Origin of the sequence: uncultured Altererythrobacter sp., from assembly GCF_913057185.1 — a bacterium.
Lineage (GTDB): Bacteria > Pseudomonadota > Alphaproteobacteria > Sphingomonadales > Sphingomonadaceae > Erythrobacter > Erythrobacter rubellus.
Genome location: NZ_CAJXNK010000001.1, coordinates 1,012,482 through 1,036,029 on the forward strand (window position 1 = coordinate 1,012,482; position 23,548 = coordinate 1,036,029).

Below are 23,548 nucleotides of genomic sequence, written 5' to 3' on the forward strand. Positions count from 1 at the left end.
ATCCCTAGCTGTCGAGCGCCAGCAACGAAGGCTCAGATGATGTAACCTTCTGCTGTGCCTGTGCCTGGCCTTCTGCTCGGGCTATATAACCCTTCGATTTCTCTACTTCAGCACTCAGCGTCTCTACCGTCTGTTTCATGCTCGAAAGTGCACGAACCTTGAAGTCATCAACTTCATCCATGGTGTCATAGATGTTCTGGAAAGCGCGCTGCAGCGTTTCCATGGGGATCGTGCTTGAGGCAGCTTGTTCGTGAATCTGGCCGGTCTGTTCGCGCAGCAAAGTGCTGGTCGAATCGATAATGCCCGCGGTCGTGTCGTTAAGCGCCGTGATCTGGCCCAAAACAAGCCGCTGATTGGTCATCGCCTGCGCAACAGTCACCGCAGTGCGTAGCGCGCCGACCGTCGTGGTGCTCGCGCGATCAACGCCTTTTACCAGCTCGATATTGTTCTTCTTGACCAGGTCGAGGGAGAGATAACCCTGCACGCTGACGGCCATTTGGGTGAGTAAGTCCTGCGTGCGTTGACGAACGTAAAACAGCGCACTTTCCCTCAGCGCCTTTGCTTTCGCCGGATCGGTAGCATCAAGTTCGTTGGCTTTCTGCTCGAGGCGTTCGTCCAGCGTCTTGGCGATATGGATCATCTGTTCCAGCTCGCCCATGGCTTCCCACAGCTTCTGCCGCTCTACATCGATCGCAGCATTGTCTACGTGCAGCTCTTTCCTGCCCGACGCGAGCCGTTCCAGGATTGCCTGAATGTGCCCTTGTGCAGAGGTGTAGCTGTCAAAATACCGGTTCAGCTTATTCCCGAACGGAATGATGCCAAACAGCTTGCGCCCGCGCAGTTTGCCCTTGCGGCCCGGGTCAAGGTCTTCAACTGTCTTGCGCAGATCCATCAGATCGTTGCCTACGCCGGTCTCCTGATCCATCGCGCGGACGGGACGATCAAGGAAACGGTTTGACATGGCCGCTGCAGCGCGAATTTGTTCCTGACCCATACGGGTGATCTGATCGACTTTCTCACCAAAGGCTGGTGAGTTGGCATCTTCTGCCACCAGATCAGCGACAAAACTGTCAACCTTCTCGTCCAGCTTGGACTTTTTCTCTTCCGCAACAGGGACCAGACCAGCGGCTTTCTCCGGTGCAACGGTCGGCACAGGATCAGGCGGCGTCAGGTCAAAATCAGTGGCCGTCTTTGTGGTCGTTTCCTGTGTGCTCATGATCGGTATTCAGCTCCTTCAAGCGACAAAACGCCGCCTCTTTGATACTGTATTAGTGCCCTAAGACACAAACTTCAAGGATTCTGCCTGAAACCAATCAGTTCGTCTATGCTTTCGTTTGGTTTCGCAAACGGGTAAGTGAAGGCGGGATTTTCCATGGGGACGGATTAGTAACTTGAACGAGATACCTGAGCCCAAGCCGGTTTCGCCTGAAATCAAGGCCAGCGAAGCAACTTCCAGTGTCTCGAATTTTGGCCGCGTCATATTCAGCTGGCGCCGGTGGTGGCTGCAAGATGTGGTCGGGACCGTCGATCAGGCATCAGTGATCGAAAAGCGCCGCGACGATTGCGGACTGACAGAGCGTTACCTGTTCATGACAGCGATGTCGGGGGGGATCGCGATCCTAGGTCTGCTGCTTTCATCGCCAGCGGTTGTGATCGGCGCAATGCTTCTCTCTCCGCTGATGGGGCCGATCATGGGATTGGGGTTTGCGTTGGCGATCTGGGACTATGACTGGATCAAGCAATCCGCACGCTCGCTGGCTTGGGGCACAGTAATGGCCGTATTGCTGTGTGCGCTGCTTGTTTTTGTCTCGCCGATCCAGACGATTACGACAGAAATCGCGGCGCGAACCAAGCCCAACATCTTCGATCTCTTCGTGGCATTCTTTTCCGCTCTGGCGGGTGCATATGCGATGATTCGCGGCCGCGAAGGCACGATTGTAGGCGTGGCGATTGCTACCGCCTTGATGCCGCCACTTGCAGTGGTTGGCTTCGGCCTGGCCACCTGGAATGGAACGGTGTTTTGGGGCGCGTTGCTGCTGTACATCACCAACTTGATCACGATAGCGCTCACAGCCTTGGTGATGGCAAGGCTATACGGCTTTCGCACCGCTTTGAGCGGCAAACAGACTGTCTTCCAAAACTTTGCCGTCGTCGGTGTCTTTGTGGTTCTCGCATTCCCGCTTATTCTTTCGCTTCAATCGATCGCATTTGAAACCAATGCGCAAAGGCAAGTGCGCGCTGAACTGCTTGATAATTTCGATCCGCGGTCGCGGTTGGGGCAAGTGGATATCAATTTCGATACCGAACCCGTTCAGGTTGATGCGACTGTCTTTACGCCGCAGCTAGAGGCGGATGCCGAGGTTGATTCTGAGCGTGCGTTGACGCGAATCCTTGGTCGCCCGGTCGACCTGTCCCTCAACCAAGTCCAGTCGGGCCGGAGTGCTGCCGCTGCGCAGCAGGCTGAACTGTCCGCGACCCGTGCGCGCGAAGAGGAAGCGGCCCAGCAACGAGCCGAGCAATTGGCTGAGCGCTTGTCCTTGGTCGCTGGCGTTTCCGAAGAAGAATTGACCATTGACCGTCAGCGGCGCCGGGCGATTGTCCGCGCCCGCCCGCTTGATGGTGCAACCCTTGCAACCTATCGCGAGCTCGAGATGCGTATCGCTGCGACCGAGCCTAATTGGACAATCGAATTGACCCCGCCACGGCTGCCACTGCCTGCGGTCACATTTGCTGATGGTGCGCCCGATCAGGCGGGCGTTCAGTCTGTCCAACTGATTGTGTGGGCGGCGCGCCGGCTGAATATGCAGGTTTCGATTACAGGTCAGGCGGACGAAGTCGAAGCGATCGAAACGATGTTGGCCGCCGCGGGATTGACCGTGGAAAGCAATGTTCGGCGACGCGCCGGGACGCTGCAAGCCAGTTGGGGTGGGATTGCCGAATAGCGGGCCAAAGGCGCTTAGGCAGCAATCTCCAGCGGCACAATCTCGCCCGCCAGATACAACTTCTTAGCCTTCGCGCGACTCAATTTGCCTGAGCTGGTGCGAGGAAGCGTGCGTGGCGGCACCAGTTCCACAACGCAGCTCATGCCGGTTACGCCGCGAACCTTGTCTGCGATCTCATTGCGCAGTTTGACCCGTTCTTCAGGGTCAGACACGCGGCAATGGACCAGCACCGCCGGTGCTTCTTCGCCATTCTCTTTCTCGACGGAAAAGGCCGCGATATCGCCATGGTTGAATCCGGGCAATTGCTCGACCGCCCATTCGATATCCTGCGGCCAATGGTTTTTACCATTGATGATGATCATGTCCTTGGCGCGCCCGACAATGAACAGATAACCCTTGTCGGTATAACCCATGTCACCTGTGTCGAGCCAACAATCGACCAGGCATTCCTCAGTCGCTTCCGGATTCCGGAAATAGGAATGCATGACGCTGGGGCCTTCGCACCAGACCTTGCCGATCTGGTGATCTCCTTTAACCGCACCATTCTCGCCGCGGATCTCGACTTTCATGTCAGGCACCGGTTTGCCGCAATTGACGATGGCACGGTATCGGGCCGGGCGTGACAGATCGCGCGGAGTGCCGGACAGGCGTTCTTCCTCGACCAGTTCGACGCGTATTCCTTCACCTGGGGGCATGACAGTGACCGCGAGCACGCTTTCAGCCAAACCATAGCTGGGCGTAAAGGCGCTGGCCTTGAAGCCTGCGTCGCTGAACGCATTCACGAAGCTTTGCATGACATCCGGGCGGATCATGTCCGCGCCATTGCCGGCCACGCGCCAGCGCGACAGATCAAACCGGTCGGCGACATGGCTCTGGCTGGAGATGCGGCGCGCGCAGATATCGTATCCGAATGTTGGCGAGTAAGAGAGCGTTGTGCCCTTATTGCGGCTGATCAGATCGAGCCATGCCAGTGGACGCCGCGCGAAGGCATCAGGTTTCAGATAGTCGCAGCTGACCTGGTTGGCGATCAGCGAGAGGAAACAGCCGACCAGACCCATGTCATGATACCACGGCAACCAGCTGACGCAGCGGTCACCTTCCCCAACATGCATGCTGGTGGAGTGGCCGTACAGATTGTGCAGCAGTGCGCGGTGCGTCACTGCTACGCCGGTCGGGAAACGGGTCGAGCCGGATGAATATTGCAGATAGCAAATGTCCTCCGGATCAGCCTTCGGCAGTTCGCATTCGGGCGCTTCGCGTGTCTTGAATTGCTCGTAGGCTTCGCCTGCACAACCCTGACGCTCAGCCGCGGCGGCTGCCATCTCGCCGATCTCTTCCGGGTAAAGCAGAAGCTTTGGGTCCGAGCTGTTCAGTTGGACGGTCAGCTGATCGATATAGCTTTCCTTGCCACCAAATGATGTGGGCAAGGGTAGCGGCACAGGCCACGCGCCAACATAAACGCAGGCGCAGAACATGGCTGCGAAATCCGGGCCGGTTTCCGCGATCAGGGCAACGCGGTCTTCCTTGCCAATTCCGTAGGCGATCAGCTGGCGTGCCATGACCAATGCGTCGTCGCGCATTTCGGAAAAAGGATAGGGGCGCTCCAAAGTGCCCCGCATATCGTGGAAATTGAGCCCCTTTTGGCTCCGTGCGGCGTAATCGATCGCTTCATTAAAGGTCGAAAAGTCCGATTTGCGCCGTGGCAAAGGACAATCATTCGGCGTCGGCTGCAATGCGGCGTCGGTCATAATTATCTAGCGGAACCCGTTACTTGTGGCATCTGAAACAATACCATTTTTGTCACCAATGCGGAAAAAACCCTCATTCCGCAACCAATCCATCTTTCCCATTTGATAAGGAGTGTGGCACGAATAAGGCGAAATGGCCGTAAAGCAAACCCGCTCATCGCGCAAAACGTGCGCCGCAACGCCGTTGGATCAGGCCAAACTGCGCGATTTGGCGCTTACATATGTCGCGCGATTTTCCACCACTCGAGCTAAACTGGTAACGTATCTGCATCGCAAGATTCGCGAACGCGGAGTGGAAGAGGGGGCTGACACTCTTGATGTCGACGCGGTTGCAGATCGGATCGTCGAGTTGGGCTATATTGACGATGCAGCTTACGCGCAGGCCAAGTCTGCCGGTTTGCTGCGCAAAGGTTATGGGAGCAGGCGCGTGGAACAGGCCCTGCGCTCAGCGGGTGTGGATGAAACTATCCGAAGCGATGTTGCCCCCGATGAAAGCCATCGCCGTCATGCTGCAATGGCCTTGGCCAGCAAACGCGGGTTCGGGCCGTTTGGGCGTGATTTCGATGCGTCTCGTGGAATTGACCTCGCCAAGCGTGAGAAACAGATTGCAGCGATGGTGCGCGCAGGCCATGATTTCGCTGCGGCCAAAGCCATAGTGGATGCATCCAGTATGGACGAAGCAGAGCAATGGGTTTCTGAAGCAGCGGACGATTGGACATGACTTTCAAATGGGCAATGCTGGCGTTGAGTGCGTGCATGCTGATCGGGTGCTCGCCAGCGTCCGAAGTCAATGTTGTGGCCAGCCCCAGCGAAGCCGCTGTTGCAGAAGGCGAGGTCGAGCGTCACCCCTTGTCGGGGCTGCAAGTCATGGATCTGACCGTGCAGTCGGGTGAGACAGTCCATACATTTCGGGTTGAACTGGCCGATACCGATGAAGCGCAAAGCCGGGGCCTGATGTTTCGTACCGAGCTGGGCGATTTTGAAGGGATGCTGTTCCCGTCTGACGGGCCGGAGCCGCGCAGCTTCTGGATGAAGAACACTCCGCTTTCGCTCGACATCATCTTCGTGGGCACCGACGGTCGGATCTTGAATATCGCCGCCAATACGGAGCCCTATTCGCTCCTGTCGGTGTCGTCAGGCGGATTGACGAGCGCGGTATTTGAGCTGCGCGCAGGGCGCTCGGCCGCGCTTGGCATCAAGCCGGGCGATAAAGTGGAATATTCGCTGCCGGAATGACGTTCCTGCTTGGCCATAAACGCGCATTGGGCTAAGCGCAGCCTCGCTATGGGAATCTTCGACAAAATATTCACCTGGTGGGATGGCGCGACCATTGGCACCATGCTCTACACCGCTCGCAAGGGCGAGCATGTCGGCACGGATGCGCAAGGTAACAAATATTACCGCTCCAAATCCCAGCAGGGTCAGCAAGAGCGCCGCTGGGTGATCTATGATGGCAATAATGATGCAAGCCGCGTGCCGGCTGAATGGCACGGCTGGCTTCACGGTGCGTTTGGCGATGTCCCTGAAAGCTATTTGCCGCCGCCCAAGATTTGGGAAGCTGATTACACGCCCAATGCGACGGGAACGGCCGCTGCCTATCGCCCGCAAGGGGCGCTGGAGCGCGGCGGAAAACGCGCCAAGGCTACAGGCGATTATGAGGCATGGAGCCCGGAAGGCTGATCATGCGCGTTATGCGCCTTGGATCGGTTGCGCTTGCGGCTTTGTTGATCGCGGCCTGTTCGCAAGGCGACGTCGCTCCTGAAGATTCGGTCACCACTCAGATGCCGGCGCGAAGTGTTCAGGAATTTGCGGCTGGGGACGCGATGGACGTGGCCGACGGGGCGGAAATCGGCACGCCGATGCAAGAACGCGTCGCCACGCTGGGCTTGCTCAATAAACGCAACAATTCGAGCCAGGATATCCAGATCGCGCCAGGCGAAACCCAGACATTTGGCGCTATCCGCATCACTCTGAGCGCGTGCGAGCGTACCGCGCCATGGGAAATGCAGCGCGAAACCGGTGCTTTCGTTCAAGTGGCAGTGCAACCACGCGGTTCGGACAATTTCGAGCGGATTTTCTCAGGCTGGCTATTCAAGGAATCGCCCAGCCTCAACGTCGTCGAACACCCGGTCTATGACGTTTGGGTCAAAGATTGTGCAATGAGCTTTCCAGGCGAAGAGTGACCGCGCTCAGCATCGCTGAGCAGCGTTTCGTGCGCTTTCGGCAATGTTGTAAAGGGTGAACCGCCGCAATGCGCCAGCGCTTCCAGATATTGCTTCTGCGTGATCTCAACCGCGCCCATCGAACGCAAATGATCGGTCATAAACTGGCAGTCGAGTAGCCTGTATCCCGCTGCATTCATCAGCGATACGAGCCAACCGAGCGCGACCTTGCTGGCATTGCTGCGCTGGCTGAACATGCTTTCGCCGCAGAATACCTGATCGAAGCTGACGCCGTACAGCCCACCGACCAGCTTCTCTGTTCCATCTTCCATTGCCCAGCACTCAACCGAATGCGCATGCCCCGCGCGGTGAAGCTGACGATAGCTGGCGATGATCCGCTCGCTGATCCAGCTTTCAGGATGATCCTCGCGCGGCTGCGCGCATGCGTTGATAACCTCGTCAAATGCTTCATCGACTGAGACGCGGAACACATCTTTCGAGATCAGTTTACGCAGGCTTTTCGACGCACGAAACCTGTCCAATGGTATGATCGCGCGCTCTTTGGGCTCGACCCAGAAGACTTCAGGGTCATCGCGCCTGTCGGCCATGGGGAAAATGCCGCTGCGATAGGCAAGCAGCAACATCTCGGCTGGTATGGGTGGAGGAAACGGTGAATGCATGGGGATAGCAGCATAGCAGGCTTTGGAGCGAGGAATCCAAGCGCAAATGCATCCGGTGCGGATTTGGCGCGCTATTGATGTTGCCATGTGCCTTGCTTGGCGATAGAGGGCTTTCCCTCGTGCAGGGGCGTAGCTCAGTTGGTAGAGCATCGGTCTCCAAAACCGAGGGCCACGGGTTCGAATCCTGTCGCCCCTGCCATTTCTTCTCTTTTGTGGACCTGCACGCCTTCCGGCGTACGAAATCCTAGCTCACGCGATCTGAAGATCGCGTCGCTGCGGGCGGGTAGTCGCCCTTTGGGTCGCTTCGCGAAAAACTCTAATCAAAGCAAAAGGCCGGCCCATCGCTGGGCCGGCCTTTATGGTTTCCGGTTTGGAGAGCCTAATATTCTTCAGGCTCTTCCGGCGTTTAGGCATGGAAATCCTTGCCGGCGGTCTTATCACCCTGTGCCAGCTTGAAGACCACGCCTGATAGCAGCGCGAGAGCGAGCAAGTTCGGCAGAGCCATCGCCGCGTTGGAGATGTCGCCCAAGCGCCAGACAAGCGTCAGATCCTGCGTCGAACCCACATAGATCACCACGCACCACAGCACCCGCCAGATGATGTGCAGGATCTTCTCACCACCGCGGGTCGATCCCGGGACACGGTCATAAATGAAGGTGATCGCACGCTCGCCGTAGTAACTCCAGGTCAGCAAAGTCGTGAACACGAACAGGATCAGTGCGGTTGATGCGATCAGCGTTCCGATCGGAATGCTGAAAATCTCGACCGGGAATGCCGCTGCAAACGCGCCGCTCGTCATCGCAAAACCTTGTAAGTCCGAATTCCACGCATGGGCAACCGCTTCGCCATTGCCGGTGAAGTCACCCTGCACAGTCAGGATCACCAGAGCCGTCATGGTGCAGATCACGATCGTATCGATAAACGTGCCCAGCATAGCCATGCGGCCCTGTTGCTGCGGATCATTGGTTTGCGCGACTGCGTGCGCGATTGGTGTCGAACCTTGACCTGCCTCGTTCGAGAACAGTCCGCGTGCCACACCGGCCCGGATTGCCAGCGCAATCGCTGCACCGACAAAGCCGCCGGTCGCTGCTTGCGGATTGAACGCCCCGTGGAAGATCAGGCCGAAAGTGGCCGGAATATCTGACGCGTTCAGGATCAGCGCGATCACCGCCATCACAATATACGCACCAGCCATGAACGGGATCACTTTCTCCGCCACATTGCCGATCGACTTGATGCCGCCGATAATCACGACAAAGACGGCAATCGCGACGATCAGACCGCCTAGCCATTCTTCGATGCCGAACAGCTCGTTGAGACCGTCAGCGACCGCGTTTGCCTGAATCGAATTGCCCGTCACCATCGCACTGAACAGCGTGCCGAGGCAGAACAGGATCGCGAGCCACGTCCATTTCGGCCCCAAGCCCATCATGATATAGCTCATCGGGCCGCCGCGTTTCACACCATCCGACGTGGTTTCACGATAGCGAATGGCCAGCGAACCCTCTGCAAAGGCGAGCGCCATGCCAACCAGTGCCGTCACCCACATCCAGAAGATCGCGCCGGGTCCGCCCAGAGCAATCGCAGTGGCAACACCGGCCAGGTTGCCTGTGCCCACTTGGCCGGAAAGCGCGGTCGAAAGCGCTGCGAACGGTGAAATTTCACCATCACCTTCGCCTTTACGGCCAGCAAACAAGCCCTTGAAAGCGCTGCCTAACTGGCGGATCGGATAGAATTTCAGTCCGATCATGATGTACAGGCCAATGCCCAGCAAGATGATTGTCATCGGCGGGATTGGTTGTCCGCCAACGGATAGCCATGGAACCAGCTCTCCGTTCCATGTCCCGCCCCAGATGAAATCGGAAACGTTGGTCACGCGGTCGATCATGCTGACCCCCGCTGTATCTGCTACTGCCATTTGTGGCTTCCCCAAAAGCAACCCGTAAAGAAGCGCTGCACGCTAGAGTGCTGTCCAGCACTTCACAAGTCGCAATGCTGCCTTTCTTGTGCTTGCAATTGCTCCGTCCCCCGCCTATCTGCATCCCCGTCTTCCGACATTGGAATCAGTTCTTAGCCCCTCCCGGACCTTGTTCGGGGCGGCGAGAAACCCTACCTGAAACCCGCTAGCGGAAGTGCAACGATTTGTTTCGAGGATGAAGGCTGACATCATGGCCGAAGAGAAAAAGAGCAAGACATCACCGGCTGAATTTGTGAACCAGGTTCGCAGCGAAACTAGCAAGGTAGTGTGGCCGACCCGTGAGGAGACGATCCGCACGGCGATTTTCGTGTTCATTATGATGGTGATTTTGTCGCTGTTTTTCCTCGGTGTCGACACGGTTTTCAACGCAGTCGTGCAATGGCTGCTCTCGCTCGCTTAAGTTTGAAGGACTGACTCACCGATGGCCCGCTGGTATATCATTCACGCCTATTCCGGTTTCGAGAACAAGGTTCGCGACGCGATTCTGCATGAAGCAGAGCGTCTCGGCTTGGCCGAAGCGGTTGAGGACGTCCAGGTTCCGACTGAAACGGTGACAGAGGTCAAGCGGGGCAAGAAAGTACAGGTCGAACGCAAGTTCATGCCTGGATACGTTCTTGCGAAGCTGAAGATGACCGATGATGTCTATCACCTGGTCAAGAACACGCCCAAGGTAACCGGCTTCCTGGGTTCGGGTGCAAAGCCGCAGCCGATCAGCGAGAAAGAGGCTGCGCGTTACTTCGGCGGCGTCGAAGAAGCGAAAGCTGCTCCGAAACAACAGATCAGCGTCGATTATGAGATTGGCGATCAGGTCAAAGTGCTCGACGGTCCGTTTGCAAGCTTCAACGGCACAGTCGAGGAACTCGATTTCGACAAGCAGAAGGTCAAGGTTTCGGTTTCGATCTTTGGTCGCGCAACCCCGGTTGAGCTGGAGTTCGAACAGGTCGAACTGGTCAAGTAACCTCGACAGTTATCGATAATCTAGAAGGGCGCCCGCTGCGGCGCCCTTTTTCATGTCAGCGTTTCGTGTGATCCGCGTCGGTTAGATTGTGTCCGCAATCGACCCAATTGCGGACGATCCGCCCCGCTTTCCTACTCGCTGAAAAACTGTGTTAAGATCGGCCATGAAAATCGCAGAATCCCAGTTGCAAATCGTTCTTGACAAGGCGCCTTTCCCCACGCGGAATTTCTGCCCCAGTACAGTGTTCCATGTGTTCCATCCTGTAGGGATTGAAGGTGCGATATTGCTTGCAAATCGCCGCGAAATCGCTAACTGCGCGCCTTCCCGAAGGGGATTCGTGTGGGAGGCGAGGAAACTCGCTGTTTGACCACTTAACATGAAGATGCGTTCGCGGGATCTCCGCTGCTTGCATCTGACAGTGTGAAAGGAGGCCACAAGTGGCCAAGAAGATTGAAGGCTATATCAAGCTGCAAGTGCCCGCGGGCATTGCAAACCCGTCACCCCCGATCGGCCCGGCACTGGGTCAGCGCGGCGTGAACATCATGGAATTCTGCAAGGCGTTCAACGCCGCGACGGACAGCCTCGAAAAAGGCGCGCCGATCCCAACGACGATCACCGTTTATGCAGACCGTTCGTTCAGCTTCGTTACCAAGACACCGCCGGCATCTTTCCTGCTCAAGAAAGCAGCGAAGATCAAATCGGGTTCGGGCGAGCCAAACAAGAACAAGGTTGGCAAGATCACCCGTTCGCAACTGAAGGAAATCGCTGAAGTCAAAATGGCCGACCTCAACGCGAATGACATCGACCAGGCAATCAAGATCATCGAAGGCTCTGCTCATTCGATGGGCCTCGACGTGGTGGAGGGCTAAGAACATGGCAAAGCTGACAAAGAAGCAAAAGACGTTCGCTACGCTCGATAGCGAGAAGCTGTACACCTTTGACGAAGCAATCAAGACGCTGCGTGAGCACAAGGCGAAGTTCGACGAAACCGTTGAAGTTGCGATGAACCTGGGCGTTGACCCGCGTCACGCTGACCAGATGGTTCGCGGCATGGTGTCACTGCCATCGGGCACAGGCAAGGACGTGAAGGTCGCTGTTTTCGCCAAGGGTGAGAATGCGGACAAGGCAATGGCTGCTGGCGCTGACAAGGTTGGCGCAGAAGACCTGATGGAAGACATGCAGGCCGGCAACCTTGATTATGACCGCGTGATTGCGTCACCTGACATGATGGGCGTTGTGGGCCGCTTGGGCAAGGTTCTGGGTCCAAAGGGCCTGATGCCAAACCCGAAGCTGGGCACGGTTACACCGAACGTCGAGCAGGCCGTTAAGGACGCCAAGGGCGGCCAGGTCGAGTTTCGTGTTGAGAAGATGGGTATCATTCATTCGGGCATCGGCAAGCTGTCTTTCAAGGATGAAGACCTCAAAGCCAACTTCGAAGCTCTGACACAGGCTGTGGTCAAGGCAAAGCCGTCGGGCTCGAAGGGCAAATACGTCCGGAAGATCTCGCTGACCTCGACTATGGGCCCAGGCCTGAAGATCGACGCAGCAGAGGTTGAGGGCGCCTGATCTGGCTGGCCATTGGCTAATGTGATCAGGAATGGTCCGTATCAAGTCTTTCTTACAGCGATGTGGGTTATGTAGGGGCCGGAGGAGTAATCCTTCGGCCCCTTCTCGTTCTTTCCTTGTTTCTCGCAGCAACCCCTAATCCAGCACCAATAATCCAGATGCGCCTGGTCGCTTCGGCGCGAACCGCCAATGATCGGTTCCTGACCCCCGCCATCGCGCGCGTCACCAATAACTCTGATTAACGCTCATGCACCCATTTGGCGCACAGGCACTTTCAGGGCTGAAAGCCATGCTAACCGAGACAGCGGGCTAGGCTCGAGAATCCGTTACTTGTCGCGCGGCCTGCGCGGGGCAAGATGCCAGAATTTCTCGATGTAGAGATATGTCAATGAAGCGGTCCAGCCAACCATGACAAGGCCATTCAAGGCTTCGATCCCGCTGATAATCCTCAGCGCGCCAGTGGGATAAAGATCGCCAATCCCAAGCGTGGTATAGCTGGTTATGGAGAAATAGAACGCGTCATCGAAACCGTGTCCCGGGGGGCGTCAATAGATCCGAACCCGCCAATCTCCTCAAGACCGATGAACGCAAGTGCATAGAGCATAACCTGCGCGATGTGGGACAGAAGGGCCGCAGTCAGCATCAACACCAGCCGCATTTGCGGTGTAATCTTGAGATGGGTCAGCCGCGAGGATGTGAAACGGAGCGTTTCATAATGTATCAGTATCGTTGCTGCGACGAGCACGAATGAAATCAGGGCGGTTTGCAACGTCTGGTCTCCGGCAAGCATGGTGCGACCCAGGCTCCAGTTGTCTAAGCGGCATGTACGAAGCTAGCAAGCAAGGCGTTGCCAAAGCAGCGCATCTTGTTCAGGAACTGACCGGGCATGACAACGAACTCCACTTCAGAGCCGGACCTAAAGTGGCAATTCTGGATCGACAGAGGCGGGACGTTCACTGATGTGATTGCGCGCGCGCCAGATGGCGCATTGCATACGCGCAAACTCCTCTCCGAAAATCCGGAGAATCACGAGGATGCTGCACTGCATGCCGTTCGTGAGTTTCTAGGGCTGGATGCAGATGCCGAGATTCCTCTTGGGCAGGTTCAGGCGATCAAAATGGGGACGACCGTCGCCACCAACGCCCTGCTTGAGCGCAAAGGCGAGCGCACACTGCTCGCGATCACGCGCGGCCTGGGTGACGCGATAGAGATTGGGTACCAAGCGCGACCCGACACTTTTGCGCTCAATATTGTGAAGCCGGCGCCTCTATACTCGGCATCGCTAGAAATAGACGAGCGCATTCTGGCGGACGGAACTGTCGAGATGCCGCTGGATCGGGCGCAGGCAACTGCAGTCTTGCAGACCGCCTTTGACGATGGCTATCGCGCCATCGCTATCGCGCTGATGCATGGGTGCAAATATACGCAGCACGAGCAAGCGCTGGCGCAGATCGCGCATGACATCGGCTTCACTCAAGTGTCTGTCAGCCATCAGGTAAGCCCGCTGACCAAGATCGTGTCGCGCGGCGAGACGACGATCGTCGATGCGTATCTCACGCCGATCCTGAGACGCTACGTTGACCGTGTTTCTGCGGCCTTTGGCGATTCTCCCGCGCCTGGTCAGCTGTCCTTTATGCAGTCCTCAGGCGGCCTCACCGATGCTGCGCAGTTCCGTGGGCGCGATGCAATACTATCCGGGCCTGCCGGCGGCATCGTAGGATGCGTCGAAACTGCGCGACTGGCCGGCTTTGACAAGGTCATCGGGTTTGACATGGGTGGGACCTCGACCGACGTTTCGCATTACGCCGGTGAGTTCGAAAAGGTCTACGAAACCGAAGTCGCTGGTGTGCGGATGCGCGTCCCGATGCTGCATATTCACACGGTGGCAGCAGGCGGCGGCTCGATTGTGTCCTACCAAGACGGTCGGATGCGTGTCGGGCCGGAGTCCGCGGGCGCCAATCCCGGACCGCGCTGTTATCGGCGTGGCGGCCCTCTGACTGTAACGGACATAAATGCCTGCCTCGGCAAGCTGCAGCCGGATTTGTTTCCGGCGATCTTCGGGCCTGTACAGGATGAGCCGCTCGATACGCGGGCTTCGCATGCGGGCTTTGCGGAAATCGCGGAGGAAATTGGCGACGGGCGCAGCGCGGAAGATGTTGCCGAAGGCTTTCTAGGGATCGCGGTTGAGCACATGGCGCAAGCGATCAAGAAGATCTCGATTTCGCGCGGCTATGATGTGTCCAATTACGTGCTTAACTGCTTCGGCGGCGCCGGCGGCCAACACGCTTGCCTTGTCGCCGAGCGGCTGGGCATCAAAACGATAATGCTGCACCCGATGGCGGGTGTCCTATCAGCATTGGGGATGGGTCTGGCGAAGACACAGTGCGAGACGCAGCGCGTGATCGATACGGCGCTTAGTGGAGATGCGATCAATGCATTGCGTTCCCCAACTGCCGAATTAGAGGCGGCGAACGTCGCCAGTTTCGCCTTGCAAGGTGTAGCAGCGAGCGCGGTTAGCCATACTGCATCGGCTCTGCTCCGCTATCGCGGAACTGAGACAGCGATCAGTGTGCCTGTGGTTGACCTGGGGCAAATGGCCCGTGAGTTTGAAAGTGCACATAATCGCCAGTTCGGCTTCGTCGCGCCTGACAAAGAGCTATTGCTCGACACCCTGGTAGTTGTGTCTGAATGTGGCGGGGAAGCCTATACCGAACGGCAGGCACAGCGACCCCTGCCAGAACCGCTCACCCCAATCTCACAACGCGAAATCTTCGCTGGCGGCGAATGGCATTCGGCTTCTGTCTATCAGGCAAGCCAGCTTGATTTTGGTCACGAGCTTTTCGGCCCTGCCATCATCATCAGCGACACCGATACGATCATTGTCGAGCGCGGCTGGCGTGCCTTGGTCAATAGCTTTGGGCATTTAATCCTGACACAGGTCGGTGTCCCACAGGACAAGTTGCCGGACACTACTCAACCGGACCCGGTCATACTTGAGATCTTCAATAGCCAATTCATGTCGATTGCCGAGCAGATGGGGATCGTGCTGCGCAACACCTCCCAGTCGGTGAACGTAAAGGAGCGGCTCGATTTTTCCTGCGCGATCTTTGACCCATCAGGCAATCTGGTCGCCAATGCGCCGCATGTGCCGGTCCATCTGGGATCGATGGATGCGAGTGTCAAAGTGATCATCGAATCCGGTGGGGAGATCAATGCCGGTGATGTCTTTGTCTCCAACAATCCATATAATGGCGGCTCTCACCTCCCTGATATAACTGTGATTTCTCCGGTTTTTGACGAAGCGGGTGAGGAGATTATGTTCTTCGTTGCGAGCCGCGCGCATCACGAGGATATCGGCGGGATTTCACCCGGATCCATGTCCCCCTTTGCAACCACAATCCATGAAGAGGGTGTGTTGCTCAACAATCTCAAGCTGGTCGAGCGCGGCGAGTTCATGACCAAGCGGATTGAACAGGCGCTGACCGAGTGCGAATTTCCCGCTCGTAATCCGTCTCAGAATATCGCTGATCTAATGGCTCAGGTTGCCGCGAATGCTGCCGGCGCTGCCGAGCTTCGCAAACTGGTCGCAAATTATGGCCGCCGCATTGTCCACGCATATATGGGACACATTCAGGACGCCGCCGAAGATGCAGTTCGCAGGGTTATACGCGAGCTGGATGATGGCGGTTTTCGGCTTGAGCTCGATTGCGGCGCGGTGATCGAAGTTACGATTTCAGCCGACAAGGAAGCGGGCAGCGCGCGCATCGATTTCAGCGGTACGAGCGCACAAATGCCAAATGCCTTCAACGCACCGCCAGCGATCACCCGCGCCGCGGTACTCTATGTCTTCCGCTGCCTGGTCGATAGCGAGATCCCCCTCAATGCAGGTTGCATGAAGCCCCTGGAAATCGAGGTGCCGGAAGGGTCATTGCTGAATCCGCATTTTCCGGCAGCAGTAGTGGCAGGAAATGTCGAGACGAGCCAGGCGGTCACCGATGCCCTGTTCGGGGCACTTGGGCGACTTGGGTCCAGCCAGGGTACGATGAACAATCTCACCTTCGGCAATGCGCGTTATCAATATTACGAGACGATTTGTTCGGGCGCGCCTGCCGGGCCGGGTTTCGATGGCGCGTCGGCGGTCCACACGCATATGACCAATACGCGCATGACCGATCCTGAAATCCTGGAGCATCGATATCCGGTGATACTGGATGAATTCCGCATTGATCGCGGCTCAGGTGGCAAGGGAACGTGGAATGCCGGAGACGGGATCACCCGCCGGATCCGCTTTCGTGAAGCCATGCAATGCTCGATCCTATCCGAACATCGGAAAGTCGCGCCTGCTGGCGTGTTGGGCGGCGAGGTGGGTCGCCTGGGCCGGAACTGGATCGAGCGCGGTGATGGACGCAAGGATGACCTCGGTGGGTGCGGACGGGCCGAAGTCGAAGAGGGCGATTGCATTGTTATCCGGTCGCCAACCGGGGGCGGGTTTGGCGACCCGCACGATCGCGAGCCAGAGGGAAGCATATGATTGGTAAGCTGCGAGAAATCGGGCAAAATTTGGGCCCGGGCGCGATAGTCACTGCGGCCTTTATCGGCCCGGGGACCGTTACCACGTCGACGCTTGCGGGTGCGAACTTTGGTTATGTGCTGCTCTGGGCACTGCTGTTTGCGACGTTTGCCACGATCATTCTGCAGGAAATGGCTGCAAGGCTTGGTGTGGTGACGCGCAAAGGGCTTGGCGATGCACTGGCAGAGCTATTCCATGCGTCCGTTTGGCGGTGGCCATTGATCGTACTGGTCGGCGCGGCGCTCTATATGGGCAATGCCGCATATGAAGGTGGCAATCTGGCTGGTGCTGCGCTGGGCCTCTCCGCCATTGCCGGGGAGAGTGCATGGGCATTTCGCGGTTCGATTGGCGCCATTTCGCTGCTGGCGGCAGCGCTGCTTGCATCGGGCAATTATCGCCATATCGAACGTGTGCTGATAGCGCTTGTGATGGTCATGGCGCTTGCTTTCGTGGCGACATTTCTGATCGTGCAACCAGACTTGGGCGCGATGCTTCGCGGCACGTTCTTGCCGACTATTCCAGACGGCGCATTGATGACCGTCGTTGCGCTGATCGGCACAACTGTGGTCCCTTACAACCTGTTTCTCCACGCGAGTGCTGTGCGAAACCGGTTCAGCGGGCCGGAAGATCTACCGGCCGCACGCACGGACACGGTCGTGACTATCGGGATCGGTGGTTTGATAGCCATGCTGGTTGTCGCGACTGCATCTGCCAGCCTGTTTGCAGCCGGAATTGCTGTTACCAGCGCGGCTGACATGGCAGCGCAGTTTGAACCCTTGTTCGGTTCGAACGCGAAATATCTGATGGGGGTGGGGCTGTTCGCAGCCGGGTTGACCAGCGCGATCACAGCGCCGCTGGCGACGGGTTATGCGATGTCCGAAATTCTTGGCGTCAGCGAAGAGACGAAGCCGAATGTCATGCGCTGGGTGGCGCTAAGTGTGATCCTGATCGGAGCGGCACTTTCGCTGACTGGTATTCGTCCAGTGACCATTATTCTCTCCGCGCAATTCGCCAATGGCATCTTGCTGCCGGTCATCGCGGGCTTCCTGCTTTACGCCATGAATCAGGAAAAACTGCTGGGTAAGCACGTAAACAAGATAGCAGCCAATGTAGCGGGCGTGGCTGTTTTGGTGATCGCGGCGGGGCTTGGTGCGCGCTCGGTGCTAGGCGCGCTGGGGGCGATTTAAGCGCCGCGAATGGTATCATTCAGCGTTGCTTGCGGATGTGAAGCCAACAGCTTGGCCAACCAATTGTCCAGCACATCGTTTTCAACGCAAGCGACGATGCACCCGCCAAATCCGCCGCCTGTTAGCCGTGCTCCAAGCGCGCCAAACTCCTGTGCATCGCTGACCAAGGCGTCAATCTCCGGCAACGACATATCGAAATCGTCGCGCATCGATATGTGGCTCTCGTTCATCGCTTGACCCAGCGCGGCAATGTTATCGGCCTTGAGCGCTTGTATCGCTGCCAGCACGCGGCGATGCTCGGTTGCGCAATGGAGCGCGCGTTTCCGCGGGATTTCAGCGAGCGAGGACTGCGTCACCTTCTCGGGGTCGAGCAGGCAAAGATCCTCGGTCCCGAAAAAGGCCTTGGCCTCGTCGCATTCCTGCTTGCGCTCGGCATAGCGACCTTCGGTCAGCTTGCGGAACACACCGGAATGAATGACCGCGATCTTGTGGGTCTTCGGCAGAGCCAACAGTTCGTATTCAAGAGTCTTCGTATCAAGCGCCATTGCAGTGCCGGGCGTCGCGAGTGCGACCGCCATCTGGTCCATGATACCGCAAGGCACACCCATATATTCGTTCTCGACCCGGCGTGCGGCGATAGCGATCTCAGCGTCCGACTGCGCTCCATCGCCAGCTTCTCGCGCGGCTTTCAGTATCGCGACGATCAGCGCGGCGGAGGAAGATAAGCCTGAGCCTGCCGGTATTGTCGAAGTGATTGAAACATCTGCGCCCTGCGCGATGAGCCCCATGTTACGGGCTTCCCGTAGCGCGCCGACGACTGGATCAGACCATTCTCCGCTCGCGCTATCTGAAAGATCACGCACTGCTTTGTCATAGCTGATAGACCGCGCGATGACCTGATCATCGCTGCTTGCTCTAAGTGTCAGTTCAAGCCCAACCGACAGTGCCGCGGGAAGCACCATTCCGCCATTGTAATCGGTATGCTCGCCAATCAGATTGACGCGACCTGGAACCCGAATATGGACTTCAGACATCGCGCAGCGCCTTCGCTGCATCCTCGGGCATCACATCCACAGTAAACACGCCGGTATGCTGCTCGACCGAAGCGAGATATTTGATCCTGCCTGGCGCGCGCAGTAGCGGATAGAACTGCACGGTGAAGTGATAACCAGCCGAACCGCCTGCCGGCGCGGCGTGGAATGCCATCATCGTCGCTGCAGGTCCTTCGAACAGCGCATCATAGCGGCGGGTAACTTCGCCCAGCATATGCGCCAGCGCATCCAATTCCTCGTCAGAGCAATCCCACGGCCCCTCGCGGCGGACGCGCGGAGCAAGCCAGACTTCATAGGGGAACCGGGCATAGCGCGGCACGAGAGCGGCGATCCCGCCTTGCTCTTCAATTCCGTATTCGGGCATGGCCGTCGAGATCTCGCTCTCCAGATCATAGCCCCCCGCAAAGGCATCCGCCGCGCGTTGCTGCACCATTGGCACTCGTTCAAATCCGTAGATCTGCCCATGCGGGTGATGCAGCGTCACGCCCACCTCGTCGCCGCGATTCTCGAACGGCAAAACATACTTGCACCCGCTCGCAAACAAGCTTTCATATCGATCGAGGAGCGCCGCCAGGAATACGCGCCGTCGGTCCTGACCAATCGTTGAAAGGCTCCCTTCAGCTTCCGGCCCATAAACGACGACTTCGCATTTGCCGCGTGCCGGCTCAGTCGCGATCCCTTCGAGCGAAGCGGCTTCGTTGGCCCGCGGATGGAAGGCGGCAAACTTGTTGTCGAACACCGCCAGCTCGAAATCTGCGAAGGGAATCTCGGTCGCAGGTCCGCCCGGTCTGCTTGGCGCGAGCGGATCGTCAGCTGCGGACGGTTTGAACGTACGGTTCTGCCGATGTGCTGCGTAAACGTTCCATTCGTCGCGCAGTGGATGGTGGCGAATTTCGCCGCCATGCGGCAGGTCCTCGGCAGCTTCAGGTATGGGCTCGAGTCCATGCGGCGCATGCCCATAAAGACGCAGCATCCGCCCGTCCGCCTTGATGTGTTCGCGGCAGTAAACCGGTTCGCCGCCGACGCTTCGCGCAAGCTCAAATGGCCTGCTCATGCTGGCACCACGGCATTTGAGAACCATACTGCAACCCGCTCTTGCGCAGCCTTATCCAGATGCAGGCCCAGCTTGCTGCGCCGCCACAGCGCGTCTTCGGCATCGCGTGCGAATTCATTCTCGACAAGATAGCGTAGCTCTGCCTCATAAAGATCGCCGCCCATATGCATGCCAAGATCTTCGAGCCCCTTGGCCTTCCCGAGTATCGCATCGATGTTGGTGCCATAGGCTCGGCAAAGCCGCCGTACGCCCTCGGGGCCAAACCATGGATACTTGGCCATGCTTTCGGCAAAGAAAGTATCGAAACGTGCGGGATCGATATCTCCGCCGGGCAAAGCGGTGCTGCCGGTCCAGCTTTCACCTTCGGCCAACCCCAGCTTTTGCAACGCATGCTCGGCCAGCTTGCGATAGGTGGTGATCTTGCCCCCGAAGATCGACAGGATCGGCGCGCCGCCACTCTCATCCAGATCGAACACGTAATCGCGCGTTACCGTGGAGTTGTCGGATTGGTGATCATCATAAAGCGGGCGAACACCGGCATAATCCCATACCGCATCGTCAGGGGTCACATCATGCCGCAGATATTCGTTAATCGCATCGCAGATGTAGTTCTTCTCTTCGCCGGAAATAGCAACAGTGTTGGGGTCATCCTTGAACAGCACGTCGGTTGTGCCAACCAAGGTGAACTCGCGCTCATAGGGGATCGCAAACACGATACGATTGTCGCGGTTCTGGAAGATATAGGCGTGCCTGCCTTCGTATAGTTTGGGGAACACCAGATGGCTTCCCTTCACCAGCCGCAGATTGGTGTGATTGCGGCCCGGCTGCGCGGTGTCGAGCACATCGTCGACCCAGGGGCCGGCCGCGTTGATCACGATCTTGGCGGACACGGTTTCTTCGCCTTGCTGGCCGCGCAACTTCGCGTTCCAAACATCGTAGCCGCGCCCCAACTCCACGCATTCGGTACGGGTTCGGATGTCCGCACCGCGCTCTTTTGCGTCCTGGCAATTGAGCGCAACCAACCGCGCGTCTTCCACCCAGCAGTCCGAATATTCCCACCCGCGAGAGAGGCGGTCCTCTAGGATCTCGCCATGCGGATGATCGCGTAGATTGACCGATCTGGTGGGTGGAAGCAGTTTTCGACCGCCAAGATTGTCATACAGGAACAGACCCAGGCGGAGCAGCCACTTGGGCCGTAGCCCCTTGTCATGCGGCAGAACGAAGCGCAGCGGCCAGATTATATGCGGCGCAATCCTGAGCAAACGCTCCCGCTCTATCAAGCTTTCGCGCACCAGCCTGAACTCGAAATGCTCCAGGTAACGCAACCCGCCATGAACCAACTTTGTAGACGCGCTGGACGTGTGCGAACCCAGGTCATCCTTTTCTACCAGCAGTACCTTCAGCCCGCGCCCGGCGGCATCGCGAGCGATCCCCGCGCCATTGATCCCGCCGCCAATGATCAACAAATCATAGGTGTTGTCGTCGCTCAAGTCTCTGCTTCCAAGTGGTAAATCATGCAGGTGTCTGGATGAGTTTGCGGAAGCTGAAGTCCGTAGCCCATCAATGCCGATCCGGCAAAGCTACCTGCGCCCTGCGCCACAAATTCGGGCCACAAGAGTGCAACCTGATATCGCTTCGCTGGATCAAGGCCAACGAAATTGAGCCGCGGCGGATGCGGGGCAGGGTGCTGATCGAGAACGGCCAGCTGGGCGATCGCGCTGTGTCCGTCGGCCGAAACGACAGCAATCCCCGCAATATGATCGCTAGTCTCCAGCCGGTGGTAATTGCCTTCATGGATCAGATCGCGATGCTGTTTATGCAGCGCGATGGCACGCTTCAGAACCTCGCGATCGGCCTCGCTTTCCCTGGCGAGATCGAGCTCCATACCCATGTGCCCGAACATGGCTGTGCCCGCGCGGAAATGCATATCGAACCGCCGCCCGGTAATGTGGCATTTCTTTGGTCCCACATGATTGCCCAGCACGCCAAGTGGCAGAAAGTATGCCGCGCCGCGCATGATCGAATGGCGCGCACGGGCGTCGTTATTGTCGCTCGTCCACACACGCCCTGTTCGCTCAACCATATTGTAATCAGCCCGCGCGCCTCCGCTTGAGCAGGTCTCGATGGCGAGTTCAGGACATGCGCCGCGAATTCGGTTGATCAGTGTCGACACCGCTGCGGTCTGCGCATGCATCACCGGGCGACCATCCGCACCACCGGGGTGCTGGATATCGCGGTTCATGTCCCATTTGATATAGGCAATGTCGAGCTCTTGCACGAGCGTGGTTATCCGCTCGAACAGGTAATCGCTGACCTCTGGCCGGGTCAGGTCAAGCGGCAGCTGATGGCGAGAGACGATGGGCTCGGCATCTTCGACCTGCAGTACCCAATCGGGATGCGCACGGTAGAGATCGCTGTCGGGATTGACCATTTCCGGTTCGAACCATAGGCCGAATTCCATGCCGAGCGAACGGACGTGATCGGCCAGAGGTCTTAACCCATCGGGATGGACATCCCTGGAGACGTACCAGTCACCCAGTCCGGCACGGTCATTGCGCCGCGCGCCGAACCAGCCATCGTCGAGCACGAAGCGCTCTGCGCCCACTTCGGCGGCTTGCTCTGCCAATGAGAACAGCTTCTCCGGCGAATGATCGAAATACACCGCTTCCCATGTGTTGAAATGGACCGGGCGCGACTTTGGGCCTTTGACGAGGTCATCGCGCACGAAGCTGTGCAGCTTGCGGGTGACATCGCCATAACCTGCGTCCGACCAGGCCGCGAAGATTGGCGCGCAGATGTGCTGCTCGCCTGCTTTCAGTGTAATCTCGCCCGGTAGCAGCAGGTCGCCCGCCTGCAGTGACACGGTATCATCGGCCAGTCGGTCAACACGCATACGGTGGTTGCCGCTGGCAGCCAGATGCACAGCGCATGCAAGACCGTGGGTTTCGCTTGTGTGCGCAGTGCCAAGGTAAAATCCCGGATAGCTGTCATGGCTGGTTCGTCCGGCGCGGTTTTCCCGCACAAAAGATCCGCGCACCAGATTGTGTTGTTCGGTTTGGAATTCGCGGGCCCATTTGCCGGTAAAGCTGGTGACGCGAGTGAGACGCGGATCGAGCGGCAGGCATATCGCGCTGAGCCACTCGAGCGAGATCGGCGTATCGCCGTCATTGCTGAGAATTGTTGCAAACTGCGCTCCGCCGCTGTCACCGACCAGATTGATCAAGTGGTGCAGCGCTACTCCGCTCGACCGGTCGATTGCAGTAATGCAGCAATACCCTATTCCGTCGGTTTGAACATCTGTCACTCGCGGATCGGGCGCCCAATGCTTTCCCGCCAAATGCGCGAGCAGGCCCGGAGGCGAAGGATGCCCGGTGCCGATGCAATTAAGCCAGGAGGGTGCAATGGGCTGCTGCGGTCCGCCCGGCGCATGCTGACGCTTTGCCAAGTCTTCCAGCTCTTCCGGAGTGGCATCGGGCAAGTCTGGTCCAGCATACAGGATACGCGGGCGTTCACCTGTTCGCGCATCGACAGCGATCATCGTTCCGCTTGCGCGAAGAACAATGAAACCTGTGCCCGAATCTACTGTCATGCTCTCACTATCCGATACCTTTTCGCTGATGGCTCTATCGGATTTCGATTGAGGCCGCTATC

At 57.8% G+C, this 23,548-nt stretch carries 21 protein-coding genes and 1 tRNA gene; 12 read left to right on the forward strand and 10 right to left on the reverse strand.

Going from position 1 to position 23,548, the window contains the following annotated elements:
* Nucleotides 1–4: 4 nt before the first annotated feature.
* Complete coding sequence (locus tag QZ487_RS05100) at nucleotides 5–1,216, reverse strand: toxic anion resistance protein (protein WP_296023627.1); 1,212 nt, start codon at nucleotides 1,214–1,216, stop codon at nucleotides 5–7.
* Between the two features lie 175 nt (nucleotides 1,217–1,391).
* Here QZ487_RS05100 and QZ487_RS05105 point away from each other — a divergent pair, with 175 nt between their 5' ends.
* On the forward strand, nucleotides 1,392–2,942 hold the full coding sequence (locus tag QZ487_RS05105) for a TIGR00341 family protein (RefSeq protein ID WP_296023629.1): 1,551 nt from the start codon (nucleotides 1,392–1,394) through the stop codon (nucleotides 2,940–2,942).
* 14 nt (nucleotides 2,943–2,956) lie between these two features.
* Here QZ487_RS05105 and QZ487_RS05110 read toward each other — a convergent pair whose 3' ends face one another.
* Complete coding sequence (locus QZ487_RS05110; protein ID WP_285976682.1) at nucleotides 2,957–4,690, reverse strand: fatty acyl-AMP ligase; 1,734 nt, start codon at nucleotides 4,688–4,690, stop codon at nucleotides 2,957–2,959.
* 133 nt (nucleotides 4,691–4,823) lie between these two features.
* Here QZ487_RS05110 and QZ487_RS05115 point away from each other — a divergent pair, with 133 nt between their 5' ends.
* Genes QZ487_RS05115 through QZ487_RS05130 form a run of 4 tightly spaced genes read left to right on the forward strand, consistent with a single transcriptional unit; the run spans nucleotide 4,824 to nucleotide 6,873 of the window.
* Nucleotides 4,824–5,411, forward strand: coding sequence for a regulatory protein RecX (locus tag QZ487_RS05115; protein WP_296023632.1), 588 nt, complete (start codon nucleotides 4,824–4,826; stop codon nucleotides 5,409–5,411).
* Complete coding sequence (locus tag QZ487_RS05120) at nucleotides 5,408–5,926, forward strand: DUF192 domain-containing protein (protein WP_285976684.1); 519 nt, start codon at nucleotides 5,408–5,410, stop codon at nucleotides 5,924–5,926. Before QZ487_RS05115 ends, QZ487_RS05120 begins: the two co-directional genes overlap by 4 nt.
* A gap of 48 nt (nucleotides 5,927–5,974) precedes the next feature.
* Nucleotides 5,975–6,370 carry an NADH:ubiquinone oxidoreductase subunit NDUFA12 gene (locus QZ487_RS05125; RefSeq protein WP_285976685.1) on the forward strand — a complete coding sequence of 132 codons (396 nt, stop codon included), beginning with the start codon at nucleotides 5,975–5,977 and terminating at the stop codon, nucleotides 6,368–6,370.
* Nucleotides 6,371–6,372: 2 nt separating this feature from the next.
* A complete protein-coding gene (locus tag QZ487_RS05130) occupies nucleotides 6,373–6,873 on the forward strand; it encodes a DUF2155 domain-containing protein (protein ID WP_296023634.1) in 501 nt (166 codons plus the stop codon).
* On the opposite strand, the gene aat is transcribed toward QZ487_RS05130, so the two are convergent.
* Nucleotides 6,822–7,532 (reverse strand): leucyl/phenylalanyl-tRNA--protein transferase, encoded by a 711-nt coding sequence (gene aat / locus QZ487_RS05135; protein WP_296023635.1) that lies wholly within the window; start codon nucleotides 7,530–7,532, stop codon nucleotides 6,822–6,824. The two genes, QZ487_RS05130 and aat, sit on opposite strands and share 52 nt — an antisense overlap.
* A gap of 123 nt (nucleotides 7,533–7,655) precedes the next feature.
* Between aat and QZ487_RS05140 the strand changes: the two genes are divergently transcribed.
* Nucleotides 7,656–7,731, forward strand: a tRNA-Trp gene (locus QZ487_RS05140).
* A gap of 207 nt (nucleotides 7,732–7,938) precedes the next feature.
* On the opposite strand, the gene QZ487_RS05145 is transcribed toward QZ487_RS05140, so the two are convergent.
* Nucleotides 7,939–9,450: a sodium:alanine symporter family protein gene (locus QZ487_RS05145; RefSeq protein ID WP_296023637.1), complete on the reverse strand. Its 1,512-nt coding sequence runs from the start codon at nucleotides 9,448–9,450 to the stop codon at nucleotides 7,939–7,941.
* Between the two features lie 250 nt (nucleotides 9,451–9,700).
* Between QZ487_RS05145 and secE the strand changes: the two genes are divergently transcribed.
* From secE to rplA, 4 genes are all read left to right on the forward strand, one after another.
* Entirely contained in the window at nucleotides 9,701–9,910 is a 210-nt protein-coding gene (gene secE / locus QZ487_RS05150; protein WP_285976689.1) for a preprotein translocase subunit SecE, read from the forward strand.
* A gap of 21 nt (nucleotides 9,911–9,931) precedes the next feature.
* Nucleotides 9,932–10,468, forward strand: coding sequence for a transcription termination/antitermination protein NusG (nusG, locus tag QZ487_RS05155; protein ID WP_285976690.1), 537 nt, complete (start codon nucleotides 9,932–9,934; stop codon nucleotides 10,466–10,468).
* A gap of 437 nt (nucleotides 10,469–10,905) precedes the next feature.
* Nucleotides 10,906–11,337, forward strand: a complete 432-nt coding sequence (gene rplK, locus QZ487_RS05160) for a 50S ribosomal protein L11 (RefSeq protein ID WP_285976691.1) — start codon at nucleotides 10,906–10,908, stop codon at nucleotides 11,335–11,337.
* A gap of 4 nt (nucleotides 11,338–11,341) precedes the next feature.
* Nucleotides 11,342–12,034 (forward strand): 50S ribosomal protein L1, encoded by a 693-nt coding sequence (gene rplA / locus QZ487_RS05165; protein ID WP_285976692.1) that lies wholly within the window; start codon nucleotides 11,342–11,344, stop codon nucleotides 12,032–12,034.
* Nucleotides 12,035–12,360: 326 nt separating this feature from the next.
* On the opposite strand, the gene QZ487_RS05170 is transcribed toward rplA, so the two are convergent.
* Nucleotides 12,361–12,537: an ion channel gene (locus tag QZ487_RS05170; protein WP_349665860.1), complete on the reverse strand. Its 177-nt coding sequence runs from the start codon at nucleotides 12,535–12,537 to the stop codon at nucleotides 12,361–12,363.
* Nucleotides 12,534–12,779, reverse strand: a complete 246-nt coding sequence (locus QZ487_RS05175; RefSeq protein ID WP_296023640.1) for a hypothetical protein — start codon at nucleotides 12,777–12,779, stop codon at nucleotides 12,534–12,536. Before QZ487_RS05175 ends, QZ487_RS05170 begins: the two co-directional genes overlap by 4 nt.
* Before the next feature lie 141 nt (nucleotides 12,780–12,920).
* Here QZ487_RS05175 and QZ487_RS05180 point away from each other — a divergent pair, with 141 nt between their 5' ends.
* On the forward strand, nucleotides 12,921–16,565 hold the full coding sequence (locus QZ487_RS05180; protein WP_285976694.1) for a hydantoinase B/oxoprolinase family protein: 3,645 nt from the start codon (nucleotides 12,921–12,923) through the stop codon (nucleotides 16,563–16,565).
* Complete coding sequence (locus tag QZ487_RS05185) at nucleotides 16,562–17,791, forward strand: Nramp family divalent metal transporter (RefSeq protein ID WP_296023641.1); 1,230 nt, start codon at nucleotides 16,562–16,564, stop codon at nucleotides 17,789–17,791. Before QZ487_RS05180 ends, QZ487_RS05185 begins: the two co-directional genes overlap by 4 nt.
* Here the strand turns inward: QZ487_RS05185 and galK are convergent.
* From galK to QZ487_RS05205, 4 genes are read right to left on the reverse strand one after another with little or no spacing between them, the layout of a single operon-like run.
* Nucleotides 17,788–18,825 carry a galactokinase gene (galK, locus tag QZ487_RS05190; protein ID WP_296023642.1) on the reverse strand — a complete coding sequence of 346 codons (1,038 nt, stop codon included), beginning with the start codon at nucleotides 18,823–18,825 and terminating at the stop codon, nucleotides 17,788–17,790. The genes QZ487_RS05185 and galK overlap by 4 nt on opposite strands.
* Nucleotides 18,818–19,897, reverse strand: a complete 1,080-nt coding sequence (locus tag QZ487_RS05195) for a galactose-1-phosphate uridylyltransferase (RefSeq protein WP_296023644.1) — start codon at nucleotides 19,895–19,897, stop codon at nucleotides 18,818–18,820. Before QZ487_RS05195 ends, galK begins: the two co-directional genes overlap by 8 nt.
* Nucleotides 19,894–21,387, reverse strand: coding sequence for a glycerol-3-phosphate dehydrogenase (glpD, locus tag QZ487_RS05200; RefSeq protein WP_285976698.1), 1,494 nt, complete (start codon nucleotides 21,385–21,387; stop codon nucleotides 19,894–19,896). The genes QZ487_RS05195 and glpD overlap by 4 nt, the downstream gene beginning before the upstream one ends.
* Nucleotides 21,384–23,486, reverse strand: coding sequence for an alpha-galactosidase (locus QZ487_RS05205; RefSeq protein ID WP_296023645.1), 2,103 nt, complete (start codon nucleotides 23,484–23,486; stop codon nucleotides 21,384–21,386). Before QZ487_RS05205 ends, glpD begins: the two co-directional genes overlap by 4 nt.
* Nucleotides 23,487–23,548 lie beyond the last annotated feature (62 nt).